Genomic DNA, 20,654 nt, shown 5'->3' with positions numbered 1-20,654 from the left:
GGGGAGGATCTCCTTTTACAAACAAATTACAATTTGACCCTTGCCAGTATTTATGTATAAGCTATAATTCCGCCCGAGGTTCGAAAAAGTATCTCCAAGGCATCTGAAAAACAGATGTCTTTTTTCTTTCCAAAGGAGATACTATGTCCAGTCAAATTCAAGACTTCCAGTTGCCTAATGGTTGGCAGAATTCCAATCCCCAGACTTTCGAAGGTCTGGCCAGTTCTCTGGAGCAGATTCACAAGAGTGCCTACTCCGCTTCGGTGAAGGCGGTAAACAAACTTGCCACCATCAGAAATTACCTGATCGGCTATTACATTGTTGAGTACGAGCAGAAAGGTCTTGATCGTGCGAAGTATGGCGAAAAGTTGCTGAAAAAATATTGAAGCTCGGTTGAATACAAGAGGGATGAACGAGACTCTGTTTAAAAATTGTCGTCGTTTTTATCAAATTTACCCTAAAATCAAGGGTTATTTGGCTAGCGGAATTAGTCCAACGCTGTTGGACGAATTCGAAACGCCGGCTAAACGAATTATTGAGAATCTTTCCTTTTCGCACATACGCGAAATCATGACCGTCGAAGACCCTTTTTTCCTTTAACCACGGAGATTTGGGACAGTTGAATGCCTATGTCTCCTACTATAAGGAAAACGAAATGAACGAGGGGGATAATCCGCCTGTGGGTATTCTTCTCTGCACGAAGAAGGGCAAAAAGATGGTGGAGTATGCCCTGGCGGGAATGGATAACAAACTGTTTGTTTCCACCTACATGCTGGCTCTTCCCCAGAAGGATACGCTGGAAAAGTTCCTGCGGGACGAATTGGGGTAAAGTCTTGAGGAATCTGTCATTTTTTTTGTTTTTTTATTGTACATTTACAAAGTAAGAACAATTACAAGGAGAATCTTATGGTCGCTGGAATTATCATTGCTGTCGCCGTCATCATCGTCCTCTTGCTGATCACCACCTACAACAAACTGGTGAAGCTCCGCAATAACCGCGAAAACGCATTTGCAAACATTGATGTTCAGCTGAAGCAGCGCTTTGATTTGGTGCCCCAGCTGGTTTCCACCGTGAAGGGTTACGCCACCCACGAAAAGGAAACCCTGGAAAAGATTACCGCTGCCCGCGCCGCCGGTATGGGTGCCCAGACCGTGGATGAAAAGGTTGCAGCGGACAAGGCTATGTCCAGCGCTCTTGCCGGTCTCCGCGTTTCCCTGGAAGCCTACCCGGAACTGAAGGCCAATACCAACTTCCTCCAGCTTCAGACTGAACTTTCTGACATCGAAAACAAGCTGGCTGCAGCTCGCCGCTTCTTCAACTCCGCTACCAAGGAATTCAACAACGCTTGCGAAATTTTCCCCAACAACATCATTGCTGGCATGTTCAACTTCAAGCGCGCTGCCATGTACGAAGCTACTGAAAGCCGTGAATCCTTGAACAAGGCTCCCGAAGTCAAGTTCTAAAAAGTAAGCTGTGATTAGGGGTATCGGGGGCAGAACGTTCCCGAATCCCTGTCTACTAACCACTAGCCACTAACAACTGTATCATGAAATACGTTGGAATGCAGACCCAGATCTGGCGTAACAACAGGAACACTGTAATCCTGTTGTGTATGTACCCGATCATCATTCTCGCCATGGTCTGGTTGTTCATTTTTGTGCTGGACTACTTCGGAGTGTTCTGCGAATTTTTCGGCGACTCCTTCCTTGCGACGGTGGGAACCTCGTTCGAGGCAGTTTGCCGTGATACGGCGATGCTGACCGGCAAAGGCTACGGCGCCCATTGGCCCATTGTGTGGTACTGTTTCTTGAAGGCTCTGCCTGCGACCATTGCCATTGTGGGTATCTGGTTCTTCTTCGCGTACTCCTGCAACGTTTCCCTTTTGCGCCATGTGACTCACGCAAAGCCCCTGGAACGTAAAGAGAATGTCCGCGTCTACAACATCGTGGAAAACCTCTGCATTGCCGGCGGCATCGAAATGCCCCAGATCAACATCGTTGACGATCCGGGCATGAACGCTTTCGCCAGCGGCATCAACGTCAAGTCGTTTACTATCACGTTGACTACGGGTATTATAGACAAATTAAATGACGATGAGTTGGCCGCCGTGGTGGGCCATGAACTGACCCACATCAAGAATCGCGATACCCGCCTCATGGTGGTGTGCATCGTGTTCGTGGGCCTTATTTCCCTGGTACAGTCCATATTCTGGCAGCTAATCAAGGGCATGCTCCGCAGTCGTCCTCGCCGCAGTCGTGGCAAGAACGAAGGTGGCGCCATCCTTATCGTTATGGTTGTGGCTTTGGTTGGTCTTGTGATTTCTACGGTGGCCTACTTCTTTAGCTACGTCAACCGTTTGGCAATTTCCCGTAAGCGCGAATACGTGGCCGATGCCGGTGCCGCTGAACTTTGTGGTGACCCGCTGGCATTGGCAAGCGCCCTGCGCAAAGTTTCCGAGGATCCGGGCCTTTCAAGCGTCAAGCGTAATGACGTGGCCCAGCTGTACATCATCCACCCCGACGAGGAAGACGATAACGGCCTCCTGAAGGGCTTGGTGTCCAAGGTGAACCTGATCTTCTGTACCCACCCGGATACACCAGAACGAATAAAGATCCTGGAACAGTTCTAGTCGGTGTGTTGTTCTGAATCCGTAGGGATGAAGGACCTAGAAATTTTATTCCCGTTACTTTTTATACAATGAGAGTTCCTCTACCTCATTTTGTGTTAGATTTATTATTTTTCAGTATAAGGGAGGATACGATGAAGAAATTACCTTGTCTTATTGCGATTTTACTGTGGGCTTGTGACAATTCAAATCTTGGAGGTGATGAAGCTCGAGATGGCTCACTAAACAATTCCTTTTCTGAACATTTCTATAAGGAAAACTTGGGGGATTCAATACTTCCATATTTTGAATTTGACGAAAAAGGGAATAGAATTCGATTTTTTCAAGAAGCAACCTTAAAAAAAGATGTTGATAAAAAAGGGTTGGTACTAGATTCTCTTGATGAATTCTTAAAGTTAGAAGCTTCGTACGCAAAACGTATTGCAGAGGATGCCGATTATAGTCATTCTATTGAACGTCCTCTTGATTATGTGTGTCCCACATCTTGGCTTGCCATGAATGAGGACTATGGATTTATTGTGCTTGTAAATGGCGATACGCTTTTGTCAGATAGAATATTGTTTGAAAAATGTGACTATATAGGTTTGTCCTGTGATGGTTGTGATGATTCCGCAGAAGAAGATCCCTATCTTAAGCAGCTCAAAGCCTTAAAAAAGGAAGTTGTTGAAACCGCTACATATGATTCAAAGATAACGGTGGAGATTTATCCGTATCGAATGATTGCGGAATCTTTCATATCAGATTACAAAGTCATTTCAACCGCAGGCTCCGAGACGTATTTCAAAAAGCGTCAGCTTGTTTGGAGAGGCCCAATTGAAGGAAAGGTGTGGCGCTGGGCTGCGTTTGATCCTGATCGAAATGGAATAAGATCCTACTGTTTTAGTGGTTGTGGTTTTGATGGATACGGAAATTTCTCATGTGCAAAAACCACTCATGATACGGATTTAGATACATGCTGTGATACGGAAGATATTACGGTTAGATGTAAGATAACGCCTTTTATGGAGTTCTCAATTCCAACAGGAAGTGTTCCTAATCCGAACGAAGATTTGACGGGTTTTAATCCTCAGGCGAATACGCAGCTTACGGGAAACGAGAAGGACCCTAATTTTAGAAGGGCTACTGATTATGGTGTTGTCGGAATGCATTATGTAAGGCATAAGGATTTAGAATTCAGAGCGAAAACAAGCAAAAATTTGCCCCAAAATATTCGTGATGCAATTCTTTCAAAGTACCCACTTTCTTATCGCTAATTTTTGATGGAAGCCGTTTATCTATGATAAGTTTTCGAATGATACTGTTTTTTTCTTTGTTGCTTCTGTTGCAGGGATATTGCCAAGCACAATTAGTAATAGATTCGTTAAAAAAATATGTTGATAAACAGGATTCTATTGTTGTGGATTTTAGTTTCAATGTCGCTATAAAGGATTTTGTTCTCGATAGTTCCATTTCTTTAACGAACACGCAACAACAATCAAATTATTTAGTTCGTCTTGGAATTTGCGTAGCATCAGCTATTTTTTTTAAACCTGGGGGTTCACCTGCCTTATGTGACATTGTCCCTCCAGTGAAGCGTTGGTGAAAAAGGAGGGAAACATGAAAAAGTTTCAAGCACTACTGTGCATGCTTGCTGGGATGTGTTATGCACAATTCGGCGTAAGCTTGGGTTTTGGTCCATACCATGGAATGACAAGCGTTGAGTATACAATGAAGGATGAACATCTTTCTAGCAACGTTCATTTAATGGGGTATGACTCTGATTATGACTTTATGGGAGGGATCGGTATTGCCTATCGTTTTATGGGGCTTACTGGTCCGTATGCTTTTCATTCATCCGAGTGGATTCATGGCGAGTTTGAAGGTTTTATCATCCACAATGTGAATAGCAAGGATTCGTATTTGGAAGAATCATCCAAAGAGATCAATTATTGGCGTCTTGTTTTTGGATTTGGATATCAGCACATGTTTGCCAAGCACTTTGGTGCGTACTTTGAACTGGGATTTCAATTTTTCGCCGGGAACGGCAGTTACTATACGAATTTCGACATAAACAAGGGGTCTCTTGACCGCGACAGGATCGTATTTCCAGGAGGACTTGGCGTAGTTGCTGAATTTTAAAGCGATGAGTCTTTCTTTTCTTCTGCAGTTTCTGCTTTTCGGCCCAGCTTTTCGTTGCGGATTGCTTTGAGCTGTTCCAGGCGTTCAGCGAAAAGTTTTTTCTTGCTGATCTGCTTGGGCTGGTAGAAGCGCATGCCCTCCAGCTGCTTGGGCAAATGCTCCTGGGCGGAAAACCCTCTATTAAAAAATCAACAAGTCCATTTTTTAGTTTTTCTATGTTATTATAAAAAATGGTTTGATATATTATGAAATACGTTTTACTTTTGATTACGGCTTTGAGTTTTGTTTTTGTGGCCTGCTCCGATGATTCACCTTCGGAAGTGTCGGATGGTGAGATTGAGTTCACCTTGGGCACCATGACGGATAGCCGAGACGGACAGACTTATAAGACTGTTACGATTGGCAATCAAACTTGGATGGCCGAAAACCTGAACTATGCTTACACGGGTATAAGTTATTCTACACCTGCATTTATTTCTGATTCTACTAGCTGGTGTTACGAAGGGATGAAAAGCAATTGTGACGCTCATGGTCGCTTATACACTTGGTCTGCTGCCATGGATAGTGCTGGCCTTGTATCGGAAGCCAATGGTGTTGTAGCTTGTGGTTTGGGCAAGAAATGTAAACCCAATAAACCTCATCGAGGAATATGCCCTGAAGGCTGGCATGTACCTACGCAGTCTGAGTTTGGTGCCCTGTTCAAGAAGGTGGGCGGTGTAAAAGTCGCAGGATCCAAGCTCAAGTCAACTAGTGGGTGGACTGAGAATGCAAATGGAATGGATGCAATTGGGTTTAACGCGATTCCTTCTGGATATCGCTACATAAATGGTTCATACATGCTCTTGGAAGAGGTTGTTTCTATGTGGTCTGTAGCGGAGTATGGGATTAATGCTTCTTATACACAAGTTTTTACAGACGTAGACTCAGTTACTTCGATGTTTGAAGCCAAATCCGGTGGAGCTAGCCTTCGTTGCTTGAAAGACTAGGGTTTAGGAGGACCGCCTTGTATCGCGTTTTATTTATTCTGCTGGTACTTTGCACTGCTCTTTGGGCTAGGCCCAAAGTGTTCGTTGACACCGCGGTGGAACTGGATGGTGTCCATAAGGATTACGCAGAAAAGGTGGTGCGCCGGACCGAAAGCGTACTCAGAACAAACGGTGACGTGTCTGTGGCGGAGTCTGCCTACGCCAGCGATTTTCTATTGCAAATAAAAATGCTACGTCAGGATGATGGGATTCTGGTGGTGTACTCGCTGCTGAATTCTAGCGACAAGGCAACGGTTTGGACATACAAGCACATGGCCTATACGCCTGATGACTTGAATCCTATTGTGGATGTTGTGTCCCTGAAATTTGGCCAGTGGAACGGGCTTCGGTGGGGTCTTGGCCTTGGAGCCACGGGACTATTGTCCCCGGAAGTTGACATTTCTCCGACCGTAGATTTATCGGCGAACTACTTGTACAAGGATTTCCTTATCTCCTGGGATTTTGCCTGGGCGTTTGATGTAGGCTTGGACTCCCGGGACTTTGGGAACATTGGCACTTTCCTGTCTGGCGCTTACGTGCTTGGAGGCCACTCCCTGTTCCCCTATGTGGGACCTGGAATCGGTTTTTCCATGGTATATTACAATTCTGATAAGTACGAAATCTCAGATGGGGGATTGGCGTTCTTATTGAGAATGGGGGCTTTCTACAAGCCCGCTGCGGCTAGGGTTATTTATGCCCTGGATGTGCGCTATTTGTACAACTACATTGATTTTGAAAATGCTCGTGACGGTAAACTTTGCCGTGCCCACGGGTGGAACGTTAGTGCTCAGGTATGGTGGTGATGAAGAAGAAGATGATTGCAATACTGCTGACGATTCTTCTGGTTGGATGCTCTAGTACCTCGTGGGTAACGGTTTCCGATAGTCAGGATTACGAATTTTACCGCAATGGCGAGCGCGTTTGCGAGTCCACGCAGAGTTGCTTGATTAAAAGTTCCTCCGGCGACGAGATGGTTCTGGAAGCCCGCAAAGGTGACGTTGTATATGGTCACCTGCTTGTGGCTAGAGAGAATAGTAAACGCGGGCACAGTGATAACCATTCGCTGAGGACCATAAACGGAGGCTTTAAATTGTTGAAGGACATGTCCGGAATGGTCAGCTCTCCGTTCGGGGTGTTCCTCTTTATGGCAGCCGGAGTTGTCGTGCTACCAGTAACCATTATTATGGCCGCGATGCCTGATGATATCGGTAAACTTCCGGCGAATATGACGATTCCGGTAGGTCCGTCTGAAAACGCTCTTGTTCCCTTCCCTTGGGACCAGCCGGCGGCGGATTAGGATTCTTCTTTCTTGCCAAGCTTTTCGTCGCGGATGGCCTTGAGCTGTTCCAGGCGTTCAGCGAAAAGTTTTTCCTTGCCGATTTGCTTGGGCTGGTAAAAGCGCATGCCTTCCAGCTGCTTGGGCAGATGTTCCTGGGCGGAGTAGCCACCGGGGGAGTCGTGATCGTACTGATAGCCGTTGCCGTAGCCAAGCTGCTTACCTACGCGGGTGACGGAGTTGCGGAAGGCGCGGGGCACGGGGAGCGTGCCTGTCTGGCGGATGACTTCGTCTGCGGTCATGCCTGCAACTTCAAGGCTGTTGCTCTTGGGAGCCAGAGCCAGGTAGACTGCAAGCTGGTCCAAGGCGATAAGGCCTTCGGGATTTCCCAGGAAGTCGTATGCCTCTCGGGCGCTTGTTGCTAGCAGCAGGGCGTTAGGATCTGCAAGGCCAACGTCTTCCATGCTCATACGAATCATTCGACGCAATAGGTAACGCGGGTCCTCGCCGCCTTGAAGCATACGGTGCAGCCAGTACACGGCGGCGTCCGGGTCGGAACCGCGGATGGACTTGTGTAGTGCAGAAATCAGGTTGTAATGTTCTTCGCCGCTCTTGTCGTAACGCAGGGGCTTCTTGTACTGGAATTCTTCCAGAAGCTTTTCGTCAATGACCTTTCTTCCGCCCAGGTTTCCGCCGATCCATTCCAGCTGATTCAGCAGGAATCGTGCGTCTCCTTCGGACTGTGCGATCAGCTTGTCGACAACAGCGTCTTCCACTTCAACATCTTTCAGCTGGAGGCCGCGGGGATGTTCCTTCAAGGCGCTAAAAATCAGAGTGCGCAAGTCTTCCTTGGAAAGTGGCGCAAACAGAATCAGCTGGCAGCGGCTAAGCAAAGCCCCGTTTACTTCAAACCCGGGGTTTTCCGTAGTGGCGCCGATAAGCGTTACGGTGCCGTCTTCCACGGCGCCCAGCAATGCGTCCTGCTGGCCCTTGTTAAAGCGGTGAATTTCGTCGATGAAGAGAATCGTGTCCTGGAACATGGCCTTCATCTTGCGGGCGTCTGCCAGAACTTCCTTCACTTCCTTGACGCCGCTGGAAACCGCGGACAACGCCACAAATGCCTTGCGGGTCTTTTGCTTAATGACGTGGGCGAGACTAGTCTTGCCGCAGCCCGGAGGGCCCCAGAAAATCATGCTGGGCACGGTGTCGTTCTCGAGGCTTTTGCGCAGCAGACTCTGGGCACCGAGAATCTTGTTCTGTCCAAGAAACTCATCCAGGTTCTGGGGGCGTAAACGTTCTGCTAAGGGCTGATCCATGACAATTACGAATTATGAGTTACGAATTACGAGAGGTTGCGACAATTTGGATTCACTGTTTTTTTAGAACTGTGGCGTTTGGGCAGTTCAAATTTTAGTGAGTATTTGGTGAACTACTTTGCATCGGTGGGGAAGAACACGGCAATCTTTGCAGGCAGTTCCCTGGTGGGGCGCCCGGCCTTGGTAAAGCAGTGCAAGGTGGTGCCCACGGTGCAAAGTTTGCCATCTACAGAAAGCTCGTACTTGAAGCGGTAACGGAGCTTGTCTTCCTTGACCAGGGTGGTCTTGATATCCACGAATTCACCGTAGTGGGTGGGGGCCTTGTATTGCACGCCCAGTTCCAAGACGGGGCAGGCGAAACCCTCGGCTTCCATGTCGGCGTAGCTTGCTCCAGCAGTGCGGAAAAACTCGGTGCGGGCCTGTTCAAACCATACGGCATAAACAGAATGATGGACAATGCCCATCTGGTCGGTTTCGGCGTAACGCACTTCGATTCGTGCAGTGTATTCGTAGCTACAAGTTTCCATGGATTATCCTTTGGCCAGCTAGGCCGCCACGATGCTTTTTACTGCACAAAATGTAACTACAAAGGCAGACTGTGTCAAGTCGGCTAGTCTCTTCAAAAAAGAAATAAGAATAAACGGTGGTATATTTCCGTAGCTTAAATAAACTAGATTTCGGGCGTAACGAGGTAAGGTAAGTGCTGATCAACGAAGTAAAGAAATCTATCAAGGCCGCAGGTTTCAAGGACGGCGACAAAATGCCCTCGGTCCGCAAGATGGCTCAGCAGCTAAAGCTTTCGGTAACGACCATCCACAAGGTTTACAAGGAGCTTGCTTCCGAAGGCACCATCATGCTGATTCAGGGCAAGGGCTGTTTCTGGGGCAGTGCGCCCAAGGTTTCCGTGGGCCCTGTTGAAGATGTTTACACCGGAATCGAAAAGCAGTTCCAGAAGGATCTGGAAAGCGGTTACCTCAATGCCTTTGAGCAGTTGCCTTCCTCTGGCGACTTGGCCATCCGTTATCGCGTTTCGCCTTACCTGGTAAAGAAGTTCTTGAACCAGAAAGTGGAGCAGGGAATTCTTGTTCGCAATGGCCGCAAGGTTTTCTTTAGCGAAGAACGTTCCATCGATTCTTCCAACTACATTTTGTTCTTGCACCGTTCAGACGAACGTGGCAGAATGCGCATTGAATCGGAACGCGAATCCGACGTTTTCAGGACGGTAGCCCGCATTGCCGCAGAGCAAAACCTGGTAGTGCATTTTTTGGGCTACCACGAAAAGAGCAACCAGATTTTTAATCCCGACGGCTCTGCCTATGTGGTAAAGAATGATAACCACTGCTTGGGCGCATTCCTTTCTACATGGCTGGTGGATGATCCTCAAAAACTATTCGTTCACTTTGCCCATTTCCAGAGCCCCATTTCGGTGTGGTGGGAGTACGCCCCCGACGTGGTGCCTCTCAGTGTGCGCAACAAGAAAAAGTGGGCTTTTTACAATGTGGCCTTCGGTAAGGAGGCTGGGTTCATTGTTGGCCAGCATCTTAAAAAGAAAGGCGTGGATTCGGTCCATTACATTTCTCCCTACCATTGGAGCTTTTGGTCCAAGGCCCGTTTGCAGGGCCTGCTAGAGGCCGGCGTAAAGGTAGAGCCTCTTGTAGATGACCGTTTTGCGTCACCTTTTGACTTGAAGAATCACACGGAAAAGGTGGGGCAGGATAGCCAGGAATTTATTACCCAGATGGTGGAGCGTTTGCTGGAAGGAGCCACCTTGAACCAGTTCGTGTGCGCCAACGACTGGGTGGCTACAACTGTGATTGATTGCTTTAAATCCAAGGGAAAGCCGGTACCCTATGTGGTGGGTTTCGACGACACCATCGACAGTTACCGATACGTTTTCGATTCCTTTGCTTTCAACGTGGGGACCATGGTGAAGGAAGCTCTTTACCATATTCTGGCACCCACGATTTACGCGGAACAGAGGCGCTTTATGCAAGCACCCCTTGGTCGCGTGGTCGAGAAAAATCCAGTGTAAATGAAAAATGCCGCGGCAAGAAGCCGCGACACTTATGGTTAATGAAGAAATTTGTGCGTCTGTGTGATGCCTAGACGTTGAACTTGCCGGAGCAGGCGAGCAGTCCCAGCATATAGAGGGTGCCGTCGTAATAGCGCCATGTGCCGCTTGGCATTTCCATGTTCCACAGGTCTTCGGCGAAGGGCTTGATCAGCGGGTCGCCAGCAGGCAATGCCACAGTTGCTGCGCCGTTCATGGCAATGAGGCCGCCGGTTGCAGGGCGCGGCTCGTTGGGGAAGGCGCTTCCGTCGATACGCATGTCGGCAAGGTAGGGGCGGCGCTCGTTCAAGAAATTCAAAAGCTTTCTGATGGAGGCAATTTCCCAGTCGCGAACGTGGGCGAGGGCCGCGAGATTCTTATCGGCATTCTTATCGTCATTCTTGTCGCCGTTTTCGTCGGCCTTGTCGCTATTATTGCCGCCGTTCTTGCTGGCGCGTTCCAGTGCGTCGCCGATGTTTGCTGCGTCAAGCCCCAGATTCCAGGCCACGCGCCAGGCGTCACCGCAGAAGCAGTCGCTGGTGGGGTACCAGGGGGTTGCCTTGGGCGTTCCATCGTATTCGCTGTAGTCGGCGGCAATACCTGTCACAGGGTGTACCGCCTTTTGCAAGTAGTTGAAGCTGTTCTCCGCAATGCGCTTCCAGATCTCGTCGCCGGTGGCTTCGCCGTACATGCGATAGAACGCGATGGTGTTGTAGCTGGGGTCGGTAAAGTCGTTGCCGTCCATGGGGGAGAATCGCACCAGGCCAACGTCCACATCCATCATGGTGTGCACATCGCCTTCGCAAGGCTTGTGGGCCATGTCGTTAATCAGCTGGATGGCCTCCTGCTTGTACTTTTCGCAGTTGAAAACCTTGGCGGCATAAAGCAGGGCGGCTGCAAAATATTCCTCGCCGTCGGGAGCCGGGCCCGGGTCCATCATGGTAAAGTCCTTCATGGAAACCTGCCAGGAGTAATAACCTGCAAGGGGGCCCGAGGTGTTCTTCATGTGGCGTTGGGCAAAATTCCAGAGCTTGTCGAAAAGGTCACGCTTTTTCAGCAGGGCGGCAATGGTCATGCCGTAGCTCATGCCCTCGGAACGAATGTCGCTGTGGCCAATATCTACGATGTAGGCTTCGTCCTCGCCCTTGTCAAAGCAGATGCGTTCGTTTTCTACGTCGCCTTCAAAGAAGTGGGCGTAGGCCTTGTTCAGTTTTGCCTCGATTTCGGCCGGGGTCTTTCCGATTTCCTGGAATATGTTTCTCATGGGCATAAAAATAGCTTTGAAACAAAGTGAAAATCGGCGAAAAAGTTTAAAACAAAATAAACTGTTGCAGCTGTTTGAATTTATCGTGTCCCCGGGGGATCTTTTTAAAAAAAGTGGCCAAATTACGGGAAAAGAGCTGCAACTTGTGTCGTTTTTCCCGTAATTTTACAAACAAATTATCGTGAAAGTCGTGTTGGAAATGGAAAACAGCTCTGATCGGCCGTTTTTTACTGGCATTTTCGTTGTTTTGGCTCCCTTTTGGGGCGTGTTGCCATGAAAAAATTAGCCCTAACCACAAACCTATTACAAACAACCTAATAAATTACGGGAATCGGGTATCTAAAAAAGCAGTTTTTCCCGTAAAATAGCCCTAAAATTGAGAATTATCTCCGAGACAGTTCTTTTATTCTATAATTTTAGGGTAATGAGAAAATTTTTTCAAATAGCTGTATTCCTATTCTATGTGGGGGAGTCCCTTGCTTCTGAGATTCTCAAGGATCCTCGCGATAATCAGGAATACAAGACGGTAAAAATTGGCTCCCAGGTTTGGATGGCAGAAAACCTGAGTTTTGCCGCGGAAGAAAGTTTTTGCTATACACGTTTCAATTACGACTGTCGCAAGTACGGTCGTTTTTATACTTGGGATGTGGCGAAGGATGTTTGCCCCGCCGGCTGGCACTTGCCTACTGCTGAGGAGTTCGATCAGCTTTTTGTTGAGGTGGGTGGCCGCGATTCTGCCGCCGTCAAATTGAAATCTGCTGAAGGGTGGAACCATTACGGCAACGGCACCGATGAATATGGTTTTAATGGAATACCGTCGGGTTTCCGTGATTACCGTGGCCGCTTCGATCGCCAGACGCTGTATGCTTATTTGTGGAGTGCAACAGCCGCGCCCAGCAAAAAATCCATCGGCATTCACATGATGGCTGGCCGCAAGGACGTTTCCGTCTATCCTTATGCAAAAGATTTCGGGCTTTCTGTCCGCTGCGTGAAGGACGAATAGCTTTTTAATGTCATCCCGGGCTAGACCCGGGATCTCCATTAAACCGTTCTTCCGCCCCACTCTTGCGAGTGGGATTTTTCGTGTTCTATAGTTTTGTCGAAGTCGGCGAGAGGTTCGCAGTCTTTTTCAATGGCAAGTTGCGTTGCGTGAAGGCGGTTGAGGCAATCCATCTTTTCGCGGTCGCCGATTTTGGCGTGCTCGATGGCGCCTTTTAAAACGCGGATGGATTCGTCGTAAACGCGGGTGGGAACAGGGAAGGGGTGGCCGTCCTTTCCGCCGTGGGCGAAGGAATAGCGGGCGGGGTCCCTAAAACGGGACGGCATTCCGTTAATCACTTCGCTTACAAGTGTCAATGACTGCAACGTGCGGGGGCCAAGTCCCGGCGTAAGCAAAAGGCTTTCGAAATCCTTGGGGTCCGATTCGTAGGCGGTGGCAAGAACTCCACCGAGGCGCTTCAAGTCGACGTCTTCGGCACGGACTTCGTGACGGCTGGGCATAATGCAGTCGCGGGATGAATTTGCGACGATAGGGTCGCGCGATGGATTTATAATAAGGGGCTGTGCACTCTCCGGCGGTGCGAACAGATCCATTTGGGGCGAAACAATGACAGAAGAATTGGGAGCCACAATCTGCTGTATCTCACGCATCATCCTGTCGGGATTTTCGTGAGTCAACTCCAGAATGGAACTGCGTGTCACGCCTGCATCCTGATGAGTCAAGTTCAGAATCTGCCCGCGGTTTTCGCCCACCACGCCGGCGTGGGGCTCTTCCACAAAAGACCGCAAGCTGGAGGAACACCAGTGGTAACGTCGTGCTGCCCTGGCATCCGTGTTCATGCCCTGCTGAACCACCGCCCAGTCGCCCTCATCCGTCACGATAAAATTATGCTGGTAAAGCTGGAAACCGTCCTGAACGGCAGTGTTGTCCACCTTGGCGCAAAGGCAACTGGTGCGCTTCAGGTAATACCCGTCCACGCCGGTCTTGTCCGCAATCTGCAGCAATTCGTTTGGCGTCTCCCGTGAGAATTTTCCGCGTCCGCCGCACACATAAATCCCAAGGTCCCTTGCAATCGGGTTCAGCCCACGCTTCAGGGCGTACATCACGCTGGTGGTAATTCCCGAGGAATGCCAGTCCATGCCCATGACCGCCCCGAAGGACTGAAACCACAGCGGGTCGCTTAAACGCACCAGGAATTCCCTCTTGCCGTAATTCTCCACGATGGATTCGGCAATGAGCCTGCCCAAGTCACGCATACGGTCCGCAAGCCAACGGGGAACAGTCCCCGTATGCAAAGGCAAGTCCGCTACACCAGTACGTTTAGGCATGAATAAAAATTAGTTCGTTCTAGAACAAAGTTTATTCAAGGAAATGATTAGCTGACAAAAAAAGCCCCCGGAGAAAAGTCCGGGAGCCTAGTTTTGGGTGTGTTTTAATTTCGTATTATTCGGTGAGGCTGAAAGTCATCATCTGCTTGGTGCTCTTGCAACGGAGATAGTAAACGCCCTTTGCAAACTTGACGTCGCTATCCTTGATGAAGGAGATTGCCTGGCCGAAGCTGTATGCTCCGATGCGGCCCATGAAAGCGCCCTGCATGTCGAAGATGTCGAAGTCCTGACGGGTTGCGTATTCGAATTCGAGGCTCGGGCCGATAGATGCCTTGTCATCGCTGCTTGCCGGCTGTTCGGCGGAGCTGGAAGACTTTGCGATGGGTTCCGGATCTGTTTCGCCCTTGGCAACGAAGGTCATGTAGTCAATGTCGAACCAGGATCCTGTTACGGTGAGGCGAAGAATGTGCTTGCCTTGGGTAAGGTTCACATCGGCGCTGACCTTGTTGTAGTCGCTATAGTTTTCCTCGCCAGAAGCTGCCTGGGGAACAGAGATAGACTTGGTAATGTCTTCGCCGTCAATGGAGAGCTTGAAGCCGGAGGTGTTATTTGCAGAAGCGACTGCGGCATACATGGTGTAGGTGCCGGTTGCCTTCACGTCTACAGTGTATTCGTACCAGTTGCCTTCGCTATTGTAGCCGATGACAACACCAGTGGCACCCTTGTAGAGGTTAGGGGCTTCGTCCTTACGGTAGTCGGAGTTGCCGTGGCCGGAACTTCCAACGCTGTAAGAATCGTTTCCAGAGCCGATACCCGGAACGTCGAAGTTTTCAGCTTCGATCTTGCCCGGAATGGCGATTGTGCCCTTGAACGGAGTCTGCGGTTCCGGTTCCCTGGTTTCGCCGGTAGGAAGACCGGTGGTGTTCACGCCCTTGTTATTTGCCAGATATTCCTTGAGCCAGGTCATTGCCGGGCGGTCCTGACCGTTCCTGATCAAGCCGGAGCAGCCGCTGGCGGTACCGTTACAGTCCAGCCAGGTACGGCCATAGATGTAACCCCAGAAGGTAATGCCGGCCACATAGGGGTCTTCCATCCAGTACTTGACCTGTTCGCTGACGCACTGTTTCTGAATGCCATCGTCGGTAGACGGGACGTCGTATTCGGAGATGATCACCGGGAAGTTGTTGGTTTCCTTGTGGATCTTCTGCATGGTAGAAACGAAGGTATTGTAGTTCAGGCAGTTGCCGCCGCCACCGGTGCCGTTGTAGCCACCGCCGGTGCTCATCAGGTCGTGTGCCTGGAGGCCGTAGGCGTCGACCGGAGCGCCATTCTTGCGGATAGTGTTGATCAGGTTGATACCCTGGTCCACATGCCACTGGATGGTGTTATAGTCGTTATAAATAAGGATTGCCTTGGGCCAGCGTTCACGTGCCATCTTGAATGCGGTAGTCAAGAACTGGTAATCGCCGTTGTTATCGCCCCCCAGTGCAGGGATAATCTTGGTTCTGGTGTAACCGGAATGATACTGCCCATTGCCGGTACGAATTGCTTCGTTAGCCACGTCGATCATTTCGATATCAGGATAGTGTTCCTTGACAGCGTCGAACCAGGTGGTAATAGCCTTCTTGGTTTCATCGACACTCAGGCTTTCGAGCCAGCCGGGGTACTGACCGCCCCAAAGGAGGGCGTGGAACTTGAAGTGGCCGCCATTGTTCTTGGCCCAGTTGTAGGCGGCGTCGCAGCCTGCCCAGTTGAACCTGCCGCGGGTACCTTCGATGGAACCCCACTTACAGCCGTTTTCGGCCGTGGCTTGGTTCCACAGCTTGGTATATTCATCGTTGGGGCCAGGGGCTGTGTTAGACTGAGTAATGTTGCCTACGAACTTTGCGGCACCATCGGCAAGGCCGGGACCTGCAAAGACCGGTACAGAACAAGCTGCAGCCAGAGCAAGGCCAGAAGCAAAACTGGAAAGAGACTTTTTCATATAACCATCCTCAATATGGAATAATTTCCATAACACCATGGCTAAAACTATTTCCAGTTGGAATAATTTATATAGGAGGCAAAATACGTTTTATGGATAAAATATCCATAAGGTGGGATTGCTTAAAAGAAACTAGTACAATGCGTTTTTTTACTTATTTCAAATATGGCCGTGGTCAATTCGACATTTTTTAGAATATTTCTAGGGAGTGCAGTTGTGTAAACAATTGTGTACATAAAAAGGAATACTATATGAACTTCAAAAAAATTCTCCTAGGGTCCGCCATTTTTGCGGCAGGCTTCGGTCTTATCGCCTGTGGTGACGATAGTTCTTCTGGTACCAGTGACGATGAAATTTCCGAAGATATCCAAAAGGACGATGACCAAAAAGATGATGCTGACGAATCAACTGAACCGGGATCTTCCTCTTCTGCCAAGTCGTCCTCTTCCGTCGTTGCGTCTTCCTCTTCACGCTGCATTGAAATGGTGCTGGATTCTGCAATCCTGACCAATGATATCAACTCCGATACGCAGCAGTCCATTAGCCTCAAGACTGGTGGCGAAATTCCCAAGCACCTGGAGCTTCGCGTTGATGTCGATACCGTCATGTTTGAAAGGAGCATGCTTCTTTCTGTCTACGAAGCCGACTTAAGCACCGGCCTGAAGACCGGCACCCTGCCGGAAGAAACTCCCGTATGCAAGAGCATGTTCGAAATCAACGAAGATACGGAAATCAGCAGCTCTATATTCGGTGCAACCGATGGAACTTGGTACATCGCAAAGGATAGCGACAATGAAATCTATCCGTTCTTTGCAACCGACATCAAGGTGGAATCCACAGAAGATCAGACCATAGGCCAGCTGAAACTGTACTACTACAAGAAGAAAGGTCTTCGCTAAGCTTACGATTGTTCGTTAAAGAAGCCTCCCCTTGAGGGAGGCTTTTTGTCTATTCATAAGGGCGCAATATGTATTCATATCTCCCTAAAAGAATGTATTTTCAATAGAGTCTGCATTTCTTTTTGAGGCCCGTTATGAACTTAGCTCGTGGAATTTTCGCAATGGCTTTGGCTTGCACTTCGGTGTCTTTTGCCGATGTGGTGTTTTCTGCGGATTTTGAAAATCGTGCTGCGGGCCAGTACACCGATAAGATGGCCCAGGAGGACTTCCCTAAAAAGGCGGGAGTTTCCAGCTGGTATGCCATGGAACAGAACGGTGGTCAGAATGCAAAGATTGTGCAGGACGATGAAGAGCACGGAATGGTTCTGCAGCTGAAGTACCCCAAGGGTTGCGTAGGGCCCAATGACGAGGGTGAGCGCCCCGCCTGCGCCGGGCAGGTGAAGCAGCCGCTCGATGTTTCTGCAGAAGAAATGTGGGTGGCGTACGATATTCAGTTCGAGCCTGGTTTTGAATTTGTGAAAGGCGGCAAGTTGCCTGGGCTTTGCGGCGGCAAATGCTACACTGGCGGAAATCGCCCCTCTGTAGGCGACGGCTGGAGCGCTCGCATCATGTGGCGTACGGATGGTGCCGTGGTGCAATACCTCTACTTTGTGGACCAGGGCAGTACTTACGGTGATGACGCCAAATGGAACCTGGGCGAGACTGCGGAGCAAAAACATTTTGTGCCGGGGCAGTGGCATCATGTGGTGACCCGCGTGGTCATGAATTCTGTAACTACGGAAGGTTCGGGCGACAAGAATGGCGTTGTGCAAAGTTGGTTCGACGGTGAACTTTCCCTGGACTTGGATACTTTGCGGTTGCGTGATTTCCAGGACCAGAAAATTGACATGTTCTACCTCTCTACATTCCATGGCGGAAGCGACGATAGCTGGGCTCCCGCTAACGACGTGTTCGTGCGCTATGATAACTTTGTAGTTTCCACGGATTCCATTCCCGTGGCGAACGCGAAGCCTGGCGCATCTGGCGGAGACGTGGTGTCGCCGGAGGACGGCTCGTCGGCTATTAAGCCTGCGCTTTCCAATAATCGCGACGGAAATCGTAGCGACAATCGTGCTGGTGATTACGTCGGCAAACGCAGTGCCAAGCGCCCCGGCGAAACCCCAAAATATTTCAAGAACGAAAAAGACTTTAACGCCATGGGGCAGCAGCAATAATTAAATTTGTGTCCATGCCTAAAGCTGTAATTTTTGATCTTGATGGAACCCTCTGGGATACTGTTGCTCCCTTGACGCTGATATGGAATCAGGTGTTCCAGAAGAACAATACGGGCAAGGTGATTTCTGAAGATGACCTGCGAAATGTGATGGGGAAGAACCTTCAGGAAATCAGCGCAATTTATTTCCCGGACATGGAAAAGTCACGCCGCGAAGACATTATGAATCAGTGTGCCGTGGCCCATTGCGACTACCTGAAAGAACACGGTGCGCCGCTGTTTTTGGACCGCGCAACACTTGAACTGCTTTTCGCAAAATACGAATTGTTCATTGTCAGCAATTGTCCTTGCGGGTACATCGAGGCGTTCCTGGAATCCTGCGATTTGCAGAAGTACTTCAAGGATTTTGAAATGTCCGGACGCACTGGCAAAAGCAAGGGCGAAAACATCAAGGCCATCTGTGAACGAAACGGCTTGTGCGCCGGTGCCGATTGTAACGGAGCCGCTACCGATTATTGCGATGCAACTGTCGCCGACGCGAACTTCGTGCCAAATGCAGTTTATGTAGGCGACACTCTCGGCGATGAAACTGCTGCAAATTTTGCGGGCATTCCCTTTATCCACGCGGCTTACGGTTTCGGCACAGCCAACAAACCTGCCGCCGTTCTCCGTAACTTTAGCGAACTGCCAGAAGTTATGGAAGAATGCTTCTAGAAATTAGCGGTGTTCCCCCAGCATTTTTTCCATCCAGATCATGTTGTACCATTGCCCGAATTTGTAGGCGCAATCGTGGAAGGTACCGACTAGCGTGTAGCCCATGTGTTCGTGGAATTTCTGGCTGCTGTTGTCCAGGTGGGTGCTGCCAGGTTTTGGCGAAGCGATGCAGGCGTAGGCGTTTAGAATCCCGCGAGATTTTAGTTCGCGATCCAGTTCGCTGTACAGGGCACGGCCGTAGCCTTTCCCGTGTTCGCCCATCTTGATGTAGATGGAAGTTTCTACGCTGCGGCTGTAGGCGGCTCTGGCCTTGAAAACGCCGGCGTAACAGTACCCGAGAATTTCTGCAGCATCTGCGCCATTTTCGTCCGCAATGCACTCCGAACCTACGCAGTTTTCGTCCGCGGTGCATTCCGAACTCGCGACAGCCCCGGCGTTCCCTGCGTTGTCTTCGGTTCGTTCCAGAACCAGGTAGGGGTGCTTTTCCAGCGTCCCGCGGATTCGCTCTGCAAATTCCTCCACAGAGGGCGCGTCGTATTCAAACGTAATGGCGGTGCCTTCTACATAGGGTTTGTAGATTGCTTGTAGCGCTGCGGCGTCTTCAACTTTTGCAGAACGTATTCTAATCATGACAAACAAAACTATTTAATGCTCTTTCCGTCCTTAAAGGCGTTGCCGATTTTTTCGCCTAGGGCGTAATAGCCGTGACCTTCGGGATCGTAGCACAGGGGGCAAAGTTTCTTGATGTCCACCTTGCCTTTTGCATTCAGGATGGATTCGTCGGCGGAGACGCCCACCACCTGGGTGTAGAGCAGTTCGGTTTCTTCGTCGTAGCTCAAGACCTTGCATTCCAAGGTCAGGGGAAGCTCCTTGATGATGGGGGCCTTGACCTTCTTGCTCTTGACGGCGGAAAGTCCGGACTTTGCAAATTTGTCCGCCACCTTGTGGCCCGAGGTGATACCCAGATAGTCCAGCTGCTTGATGTTTGCGGCGGTGGCCATGCTGACGGTCAGGCACTTGTTTGCCTTGATGTTGTCCATGGTCTTGTGGGTCTTGTCGATGCAGATGGTCACCTTGTCGAAATCGTTGACGCATCCCCAGGCGGCCACCATGGCATTAGGGGTCTTGTCTTCGTTGTAGGTCCCGATGATCAAAACGGGCTGGGGGTAGAGTAGAGCTTTCTTTCCGAGATCCTTGCGCATGGTAACTCCTTGGATTGAATACTTGCCTAATATACATAAGTGTGCGTAACTGGTTGTTGTGTATGAACTTTTGCTCCGTTGTAGGCGAAAAAACATCTATTCACAATCTATCAACACTGTTTAACCTATCGTGTATACATAAATATTGAAAAAATTTGATTTTTTTTGAAAAATACGCGGAAATCCGTTGACAAGATATCGTACTTCTTATTAAATTTGGCACACTCTAATGTTCTTCGCGAATGTTAGGGTTACTTGCCAAAGTAGCTCAGCTGGTAGAGCAGCTGATTTGTAATCAGCCGGTCGTAGGTTCGATTCCTATCTTTGGCTTGACATAATGGGTAGGTGCCCGAGTGGTTAAAGGGGACGGACTGTAAATCCGTTGGCTCACGCCTACAGTGGTTCGAAACCACTCCTACCCACTAACCTCATGACGACATGAGAGCTCGTTATGAGGAATATGCCCAGGTAGCTCAGTGGTAGAGCACTTCCTTGGTAAGGAAGAGGTCTCGGGTCCGACTCCCGATCTGGGCTCTCACTAAATGGAGATAGAATCATGGCAAAAGAACATTTTGACAGAAGCAAGCCGCACTGCAACATCGGCACCATCGGTCACGTTGACCACGGTAAAACCACTT

General features: G+C 49.5%; 23 protein-coding genes and 3 tRNA genes. 18 read left to right on the top strand and 8 right to left on the bottom strand.

Annotated features, from left to right (window positions below; translation table 11 throughout):
• Window positions 1-143 precede the first annotated feature (143 nt).
• The 6 genes from MJZ25_11855 to MJZ25_11830 all read left to right on the top strand — a co-directional run bounded on the left by MJZ25_11855 (window position 144) and on the right by MJZ25_11830 (window position 4,745).
• Window positions 144-386 (top strand): hypothetical protein, encoded by a 243-nt coding sequence (locus MJZ25_11855; protein ID MCQ2124868.1) that lies wholly within the window; start codon window positions 144-146, stop codon window positions 384-386.
• Between the two features lie 224 nt (window positions 387-610).
• Window positions 611-829 carry a DUF1016 domain-containing protein gene (locus MJZ25_11850; protein MCQ2124867.1) on the top strand — a complete coding sequence of 73 codons (219 nt, stop codon included), beginning with the start codon at window positions 611-613 and terminating at the stop codon, window positions 827-829.
• A 77-nt stretch (window positions 830-906) separates the two neighbouring features.
• Window positions 907-1,464, top strand: coding sequence for a LemA family protein (locus MJZ25_11845; protein MCQ2124866.1), 558 nt, complete (start codon window positions 907-909; stop codon window positions 1,462-1,464).
• Between the two features lie 83 nt (window positions 1,465-1,547).
• Entirely contained in the window at window positions 1,548-2,630 is a 1,083-nt protein-coding gene (locus MJZ25_11840; GenBank protein ID MCQ2124865.1) for a M48 family metallopeptidase, read from the top strand.
• Between the two features lie 131 nt (window positions 2,631-2,761).
• On the top strand, window positions 2,762-3,880 hold the full coding sequence (locus MJZ25_11835; GenBank protein MCQ2124864.1) for a hypothetical protein: 1,119 nt from the start codon (window positions 2,762-2,764) through the stop codon (window positions 3,878-3,880).
• Window positions 3,881-4,223: 343 nt separating this feature from the next.
• Complete coding sequence (locus MJZ25_11830; GenBank protein ID MCQ2124863.1) at window positions 4,224-4,745, top strand: hypothetical protein; 522 nt, start codon at window positions 4,224-4,226, stop codon at window positions 4,743-4,745.
• Here the strand turns inward: MJZ25_11830 and MJZ25_11825 are convergent.
• Window positions 4,742-4,879 carry a hypothetical protein gene (locus tag MJZ25_11825; protein MCQ2124862.1) on the bottom strand — a complete coding sequence of 46 codons (138 nt, stop codon included), beginning with the start codon at window positions 4,877-4,879 and terminating at the stop codon, window positions 4,742-4,744. The genes MJZ25_11830 and MJZ25_11825 overlap by 4 nt on opposite strands.
• A 111-nt stretch (window positions 4,880-4,990) precedes the next feature.
• On the opposite strand from MJZ25_11825, the gene MJZ25_11820 reads away from it, so the two are divergent.
• The 3 genes from MJZ25_11820 to MJZ25_11810 are packed head-to-tail and all read left to right on the top strand — an operon-like array spanning window position 4,991 to window position 7,067.
• On the top strand, window positions 4,991-5,731 hold the full coding sequence (locus tag MJZ25_11820) for a fibrobacter succinogenes major paralogous domain-containing protein (protein MCQ2124861.1): 741 nt from the start codon (window positions 4,991-4,993) through the stop codon (window positions 5,729-5,731).
• Between the two features lie 17 nt (window positions 5,732-5,748).
• A complete protein-coding gene (locus MJZ25_11815; GenBank protein ID MCQ2124860.1) occupies window positions 5,749-6,573 on the top strand; it encodes a hypothetical protein in 825 nt (274 codons plus the stop codon).
• Window positions 6,573-7,067 (top strand): hypothetical protein, encoded by a 495-nt coding sequence (locus MJZ25_11810; GenBank protein ID MCQ2124859.1) that lies wholly within the window; start codon window positions 6,573-6,575, stop codon window positions 7,065-7,067. Before MJZ25_11815 ends, MJZ25_11810 begins: the two co-directional genes overlap by 1 nt.
• Here the strand turns inward: MJZ25_11810 and MJZ25_11805 are convergent.
• Window positions 7,064-8,362, bottom strand: a complete 1,299-nt coding sequence (locus MJZ25_11805) for a replication-associated recombination protein A (GenBank protein MCQ2124858.1) — start codon at window positions 8,360-8,362, stop codon at window positions 7,064-7,066. The genes MJZ25_11810 and MJZ25_11805 overlap by 4 nt on opposite strands.
• Before the next feature lie 113 nt (window positions 8,363-8,475).
• Window positions 8,476-8,889 carry an acyl-CoA thioesterase gene (locus MJZ25_11800; GenBank protein ID MCQ2124857.1) on the bottom strand — a complete coding sequence of 138 codons (414 nt, stop codon included), beginning with the start codon at window positions 8,887-8,889 and terminating at the stop codon, window positions 8,476-8,478.
• 173 nt (window positions 8,890-9,062) lie between these two features.
• Here MJZ25_11800 and MJZ25_11795 point away from each other — a divergent pair, with 173 nt between their 5' ends.
• On the top strand, window positions 9,063-10,394 hold the full coding sequence (locus MJZ25_11795) for a GntR family transcriptional regulator (protein MCQ2124856.1): 1,332 nt from the start codon (window positions 9,063-9,065) through the stop codon (window positions 10,392-10,394).
• A gap of 70 nt (window positions 10,395-10,464) precedes the next feature.
• On the opposite strand, the gene MJZ25_11790 is transcribed toward MJZ25_11795, so the two are convergent.
• On the bottom strand, window positions 10,465-11,676 hold the full coding sequence (locus tag MJZ25_11790; GenBank protein MCQ2124855.1) for a glycosyl hydrolase family 8: 1,212 nt from the start codon (window positions 11,674-11,676) through the stop codon (window positions 10,465-10,467).
• A gap of 424 nt (window positions 11,677-12,100) precedes the next feature.
• On the opposite strand from MJZ25_11790, the gene MJZ25_11785 reads away from it, so the two are divergent.
• Entirely contained in the window at window positions 12,101-12,679 is a 579-nt protein-coding gene (locus MJZ25_11785; GenBank protein MCQ2124854.1) for a fibrobacter succinogenes major paralogous domain-containing protein, read from the top strand.
• 38 nt (window positions 12,680-12,717) lie between these two features.
• Here the strand turns inward: MJZ25_11785 and MJZ25_11780 are convergent, their stop codons facing one another.
• Entirely contained in the window at window positions 12,718-14,004 is a 1,287-nt protein-coding gene (locus MJZ25_11780; GenBank protein MCQ2124853.1) for a DUF763 domain-containing protein, read from the bottom strand.
• A gap of 115 nt (window positions 14,005-14,119) precedes the next feature.
• Window positions 14,120-15,988 (bottom strand): endo-1,4-beta-xylanase, encoded by a 1,869-nt coding sequence (locus tag MJZ25_11775; GenBank protein MCQ2124852.1) that lies wholly within the window; start codon window positions 15,986-15,988, stop codon window positions 14,120-14,122.
• 251 nt (window positions 15,989-16,239) lie between these two features.
• Between MJZ25_11775 and MJZ25_11770 the strand changes: the two genes are divergently transcribed.
• The 3 genes from MJZ25_11770 (at window position 16,240) to MJZ25_11760 (ending at window position 18,814) form a co-directional block, all read left to right on the top strand.
• On the top strand, window positions 16,240-16,887 hold the full coding sequence (locus tag MJZ25_11770; protein ID MCQ2124851.1) for a hypothetical protein: 648 nt from the start codon (window positions 16,240-16,242) through the stop codon (window positions 16,885-16,887).
• A gap of 134 nt (window positions 16,888-17,021) precedes the next feature.
• Window positions 17,022-18,101 carry a polysaccharide lyase gene (locus MJZ25_11765; GenBank protein MCQ2124850.1) on the top strand — a complete coding sequence of 360 codons (1,080 nt, stop codon included), beginning with the start codon at window positions 17,022-17,024 and terminating at the stop codon, window positions 18,099-18,101.
• Between the two features lie 14 nt (window positions 18,102-18,115).
• A complete protein-coding gene (locus MJZ25_11760; GenBank protein ID MCQ2124849.1) occupies window positions 18,116-18,814 on the top strand; it encodes an HAD family hydrolase in 699 nt (232 codons plus the stop codon).
• Window positions 18,815-18,817: 3 nt separating this feature from the next.
• On the opposite strand, the gene MJZ25_11755 is transcribed toward MJZ25_11760, so the two are convergent.
• Both MJZ25_11755 and MJZ25_11750 read right to left on the bottom strand, forming a co-directional pair.
• Window positions 18,818-19,444 carry an N-acetyltransferase family protein gene (locus MJZ25_11755; GenBank protein ID MCQ2124848.1) on the bottom strand — a complete coding sequence of 209 codons (627 nt, stop codon included), beginning with the start codon at window positions 19,442-19,444 and terminating at the stop codon, window positions 18,818-18,820.
• 11 nt (window positions 19,445-19,455) lie between these two features.
• Window positions 19,456-20,016, bottom strand: coding sequence for a flavin reductase family protein (locus tag MJZ25_11750; GenBank protein MCQ2124847.1), 561 nt, complete (start codon window positions 20,014-20,016; stop codon window positions 19,456-19,458).
• A gap of 257 nt (window positions 20,017-20,273) precedes the next feature.
• On the opposite strand from MJZ25_11750, the gene MJZ25_11745 reads away from it, so the two are divergent.
• From MJZ25_11745 to MJZ25_11730, 4 genes are all read left to right on the top strand, one after another.
• Window positions 20,274-20,346, top strand: a tRNA-Thr gene (locus MJZ25_11745).
• Window positions 20,347-20,355: 9 nt separating this feature from the next.
• A tRNA-Tyr gene (locus MJZ25_11740) sits at window positions 20,356-20,438 on the top strand.
• A 40-nt stretch (window positions 20,439-20,478) separates the two neighbouring features.
• Window positions 20,479-20,550 (top strand) — tRNA-Thr (locus tag MJZ25_11735).
• Window positions 20,551-20,572: 22 nt separating this feature from the next.
• A partial coding sequence (locus MJZ25_11730) for a hypothetical protein (protein ID MCQ2124846.1) occupies window positions 20,573-20,654 on the top strand: 82 nt, incomplete at its 3' end.

Origin of the sequence: Fibrobacter sp., assembly GCA_024399065.1 — a bacterium.
Lineage (GTDB): Bacteria > Fibrobacterota > Fibrobacteria > Fibrobacterales > Fibrobacteraceae > Fibrobacter.
The sequence above is the reverse complement of the archived record's forward strand: the minus strand, read 5'-3'. Positions and strand labels throughout refer to the sequence as shown.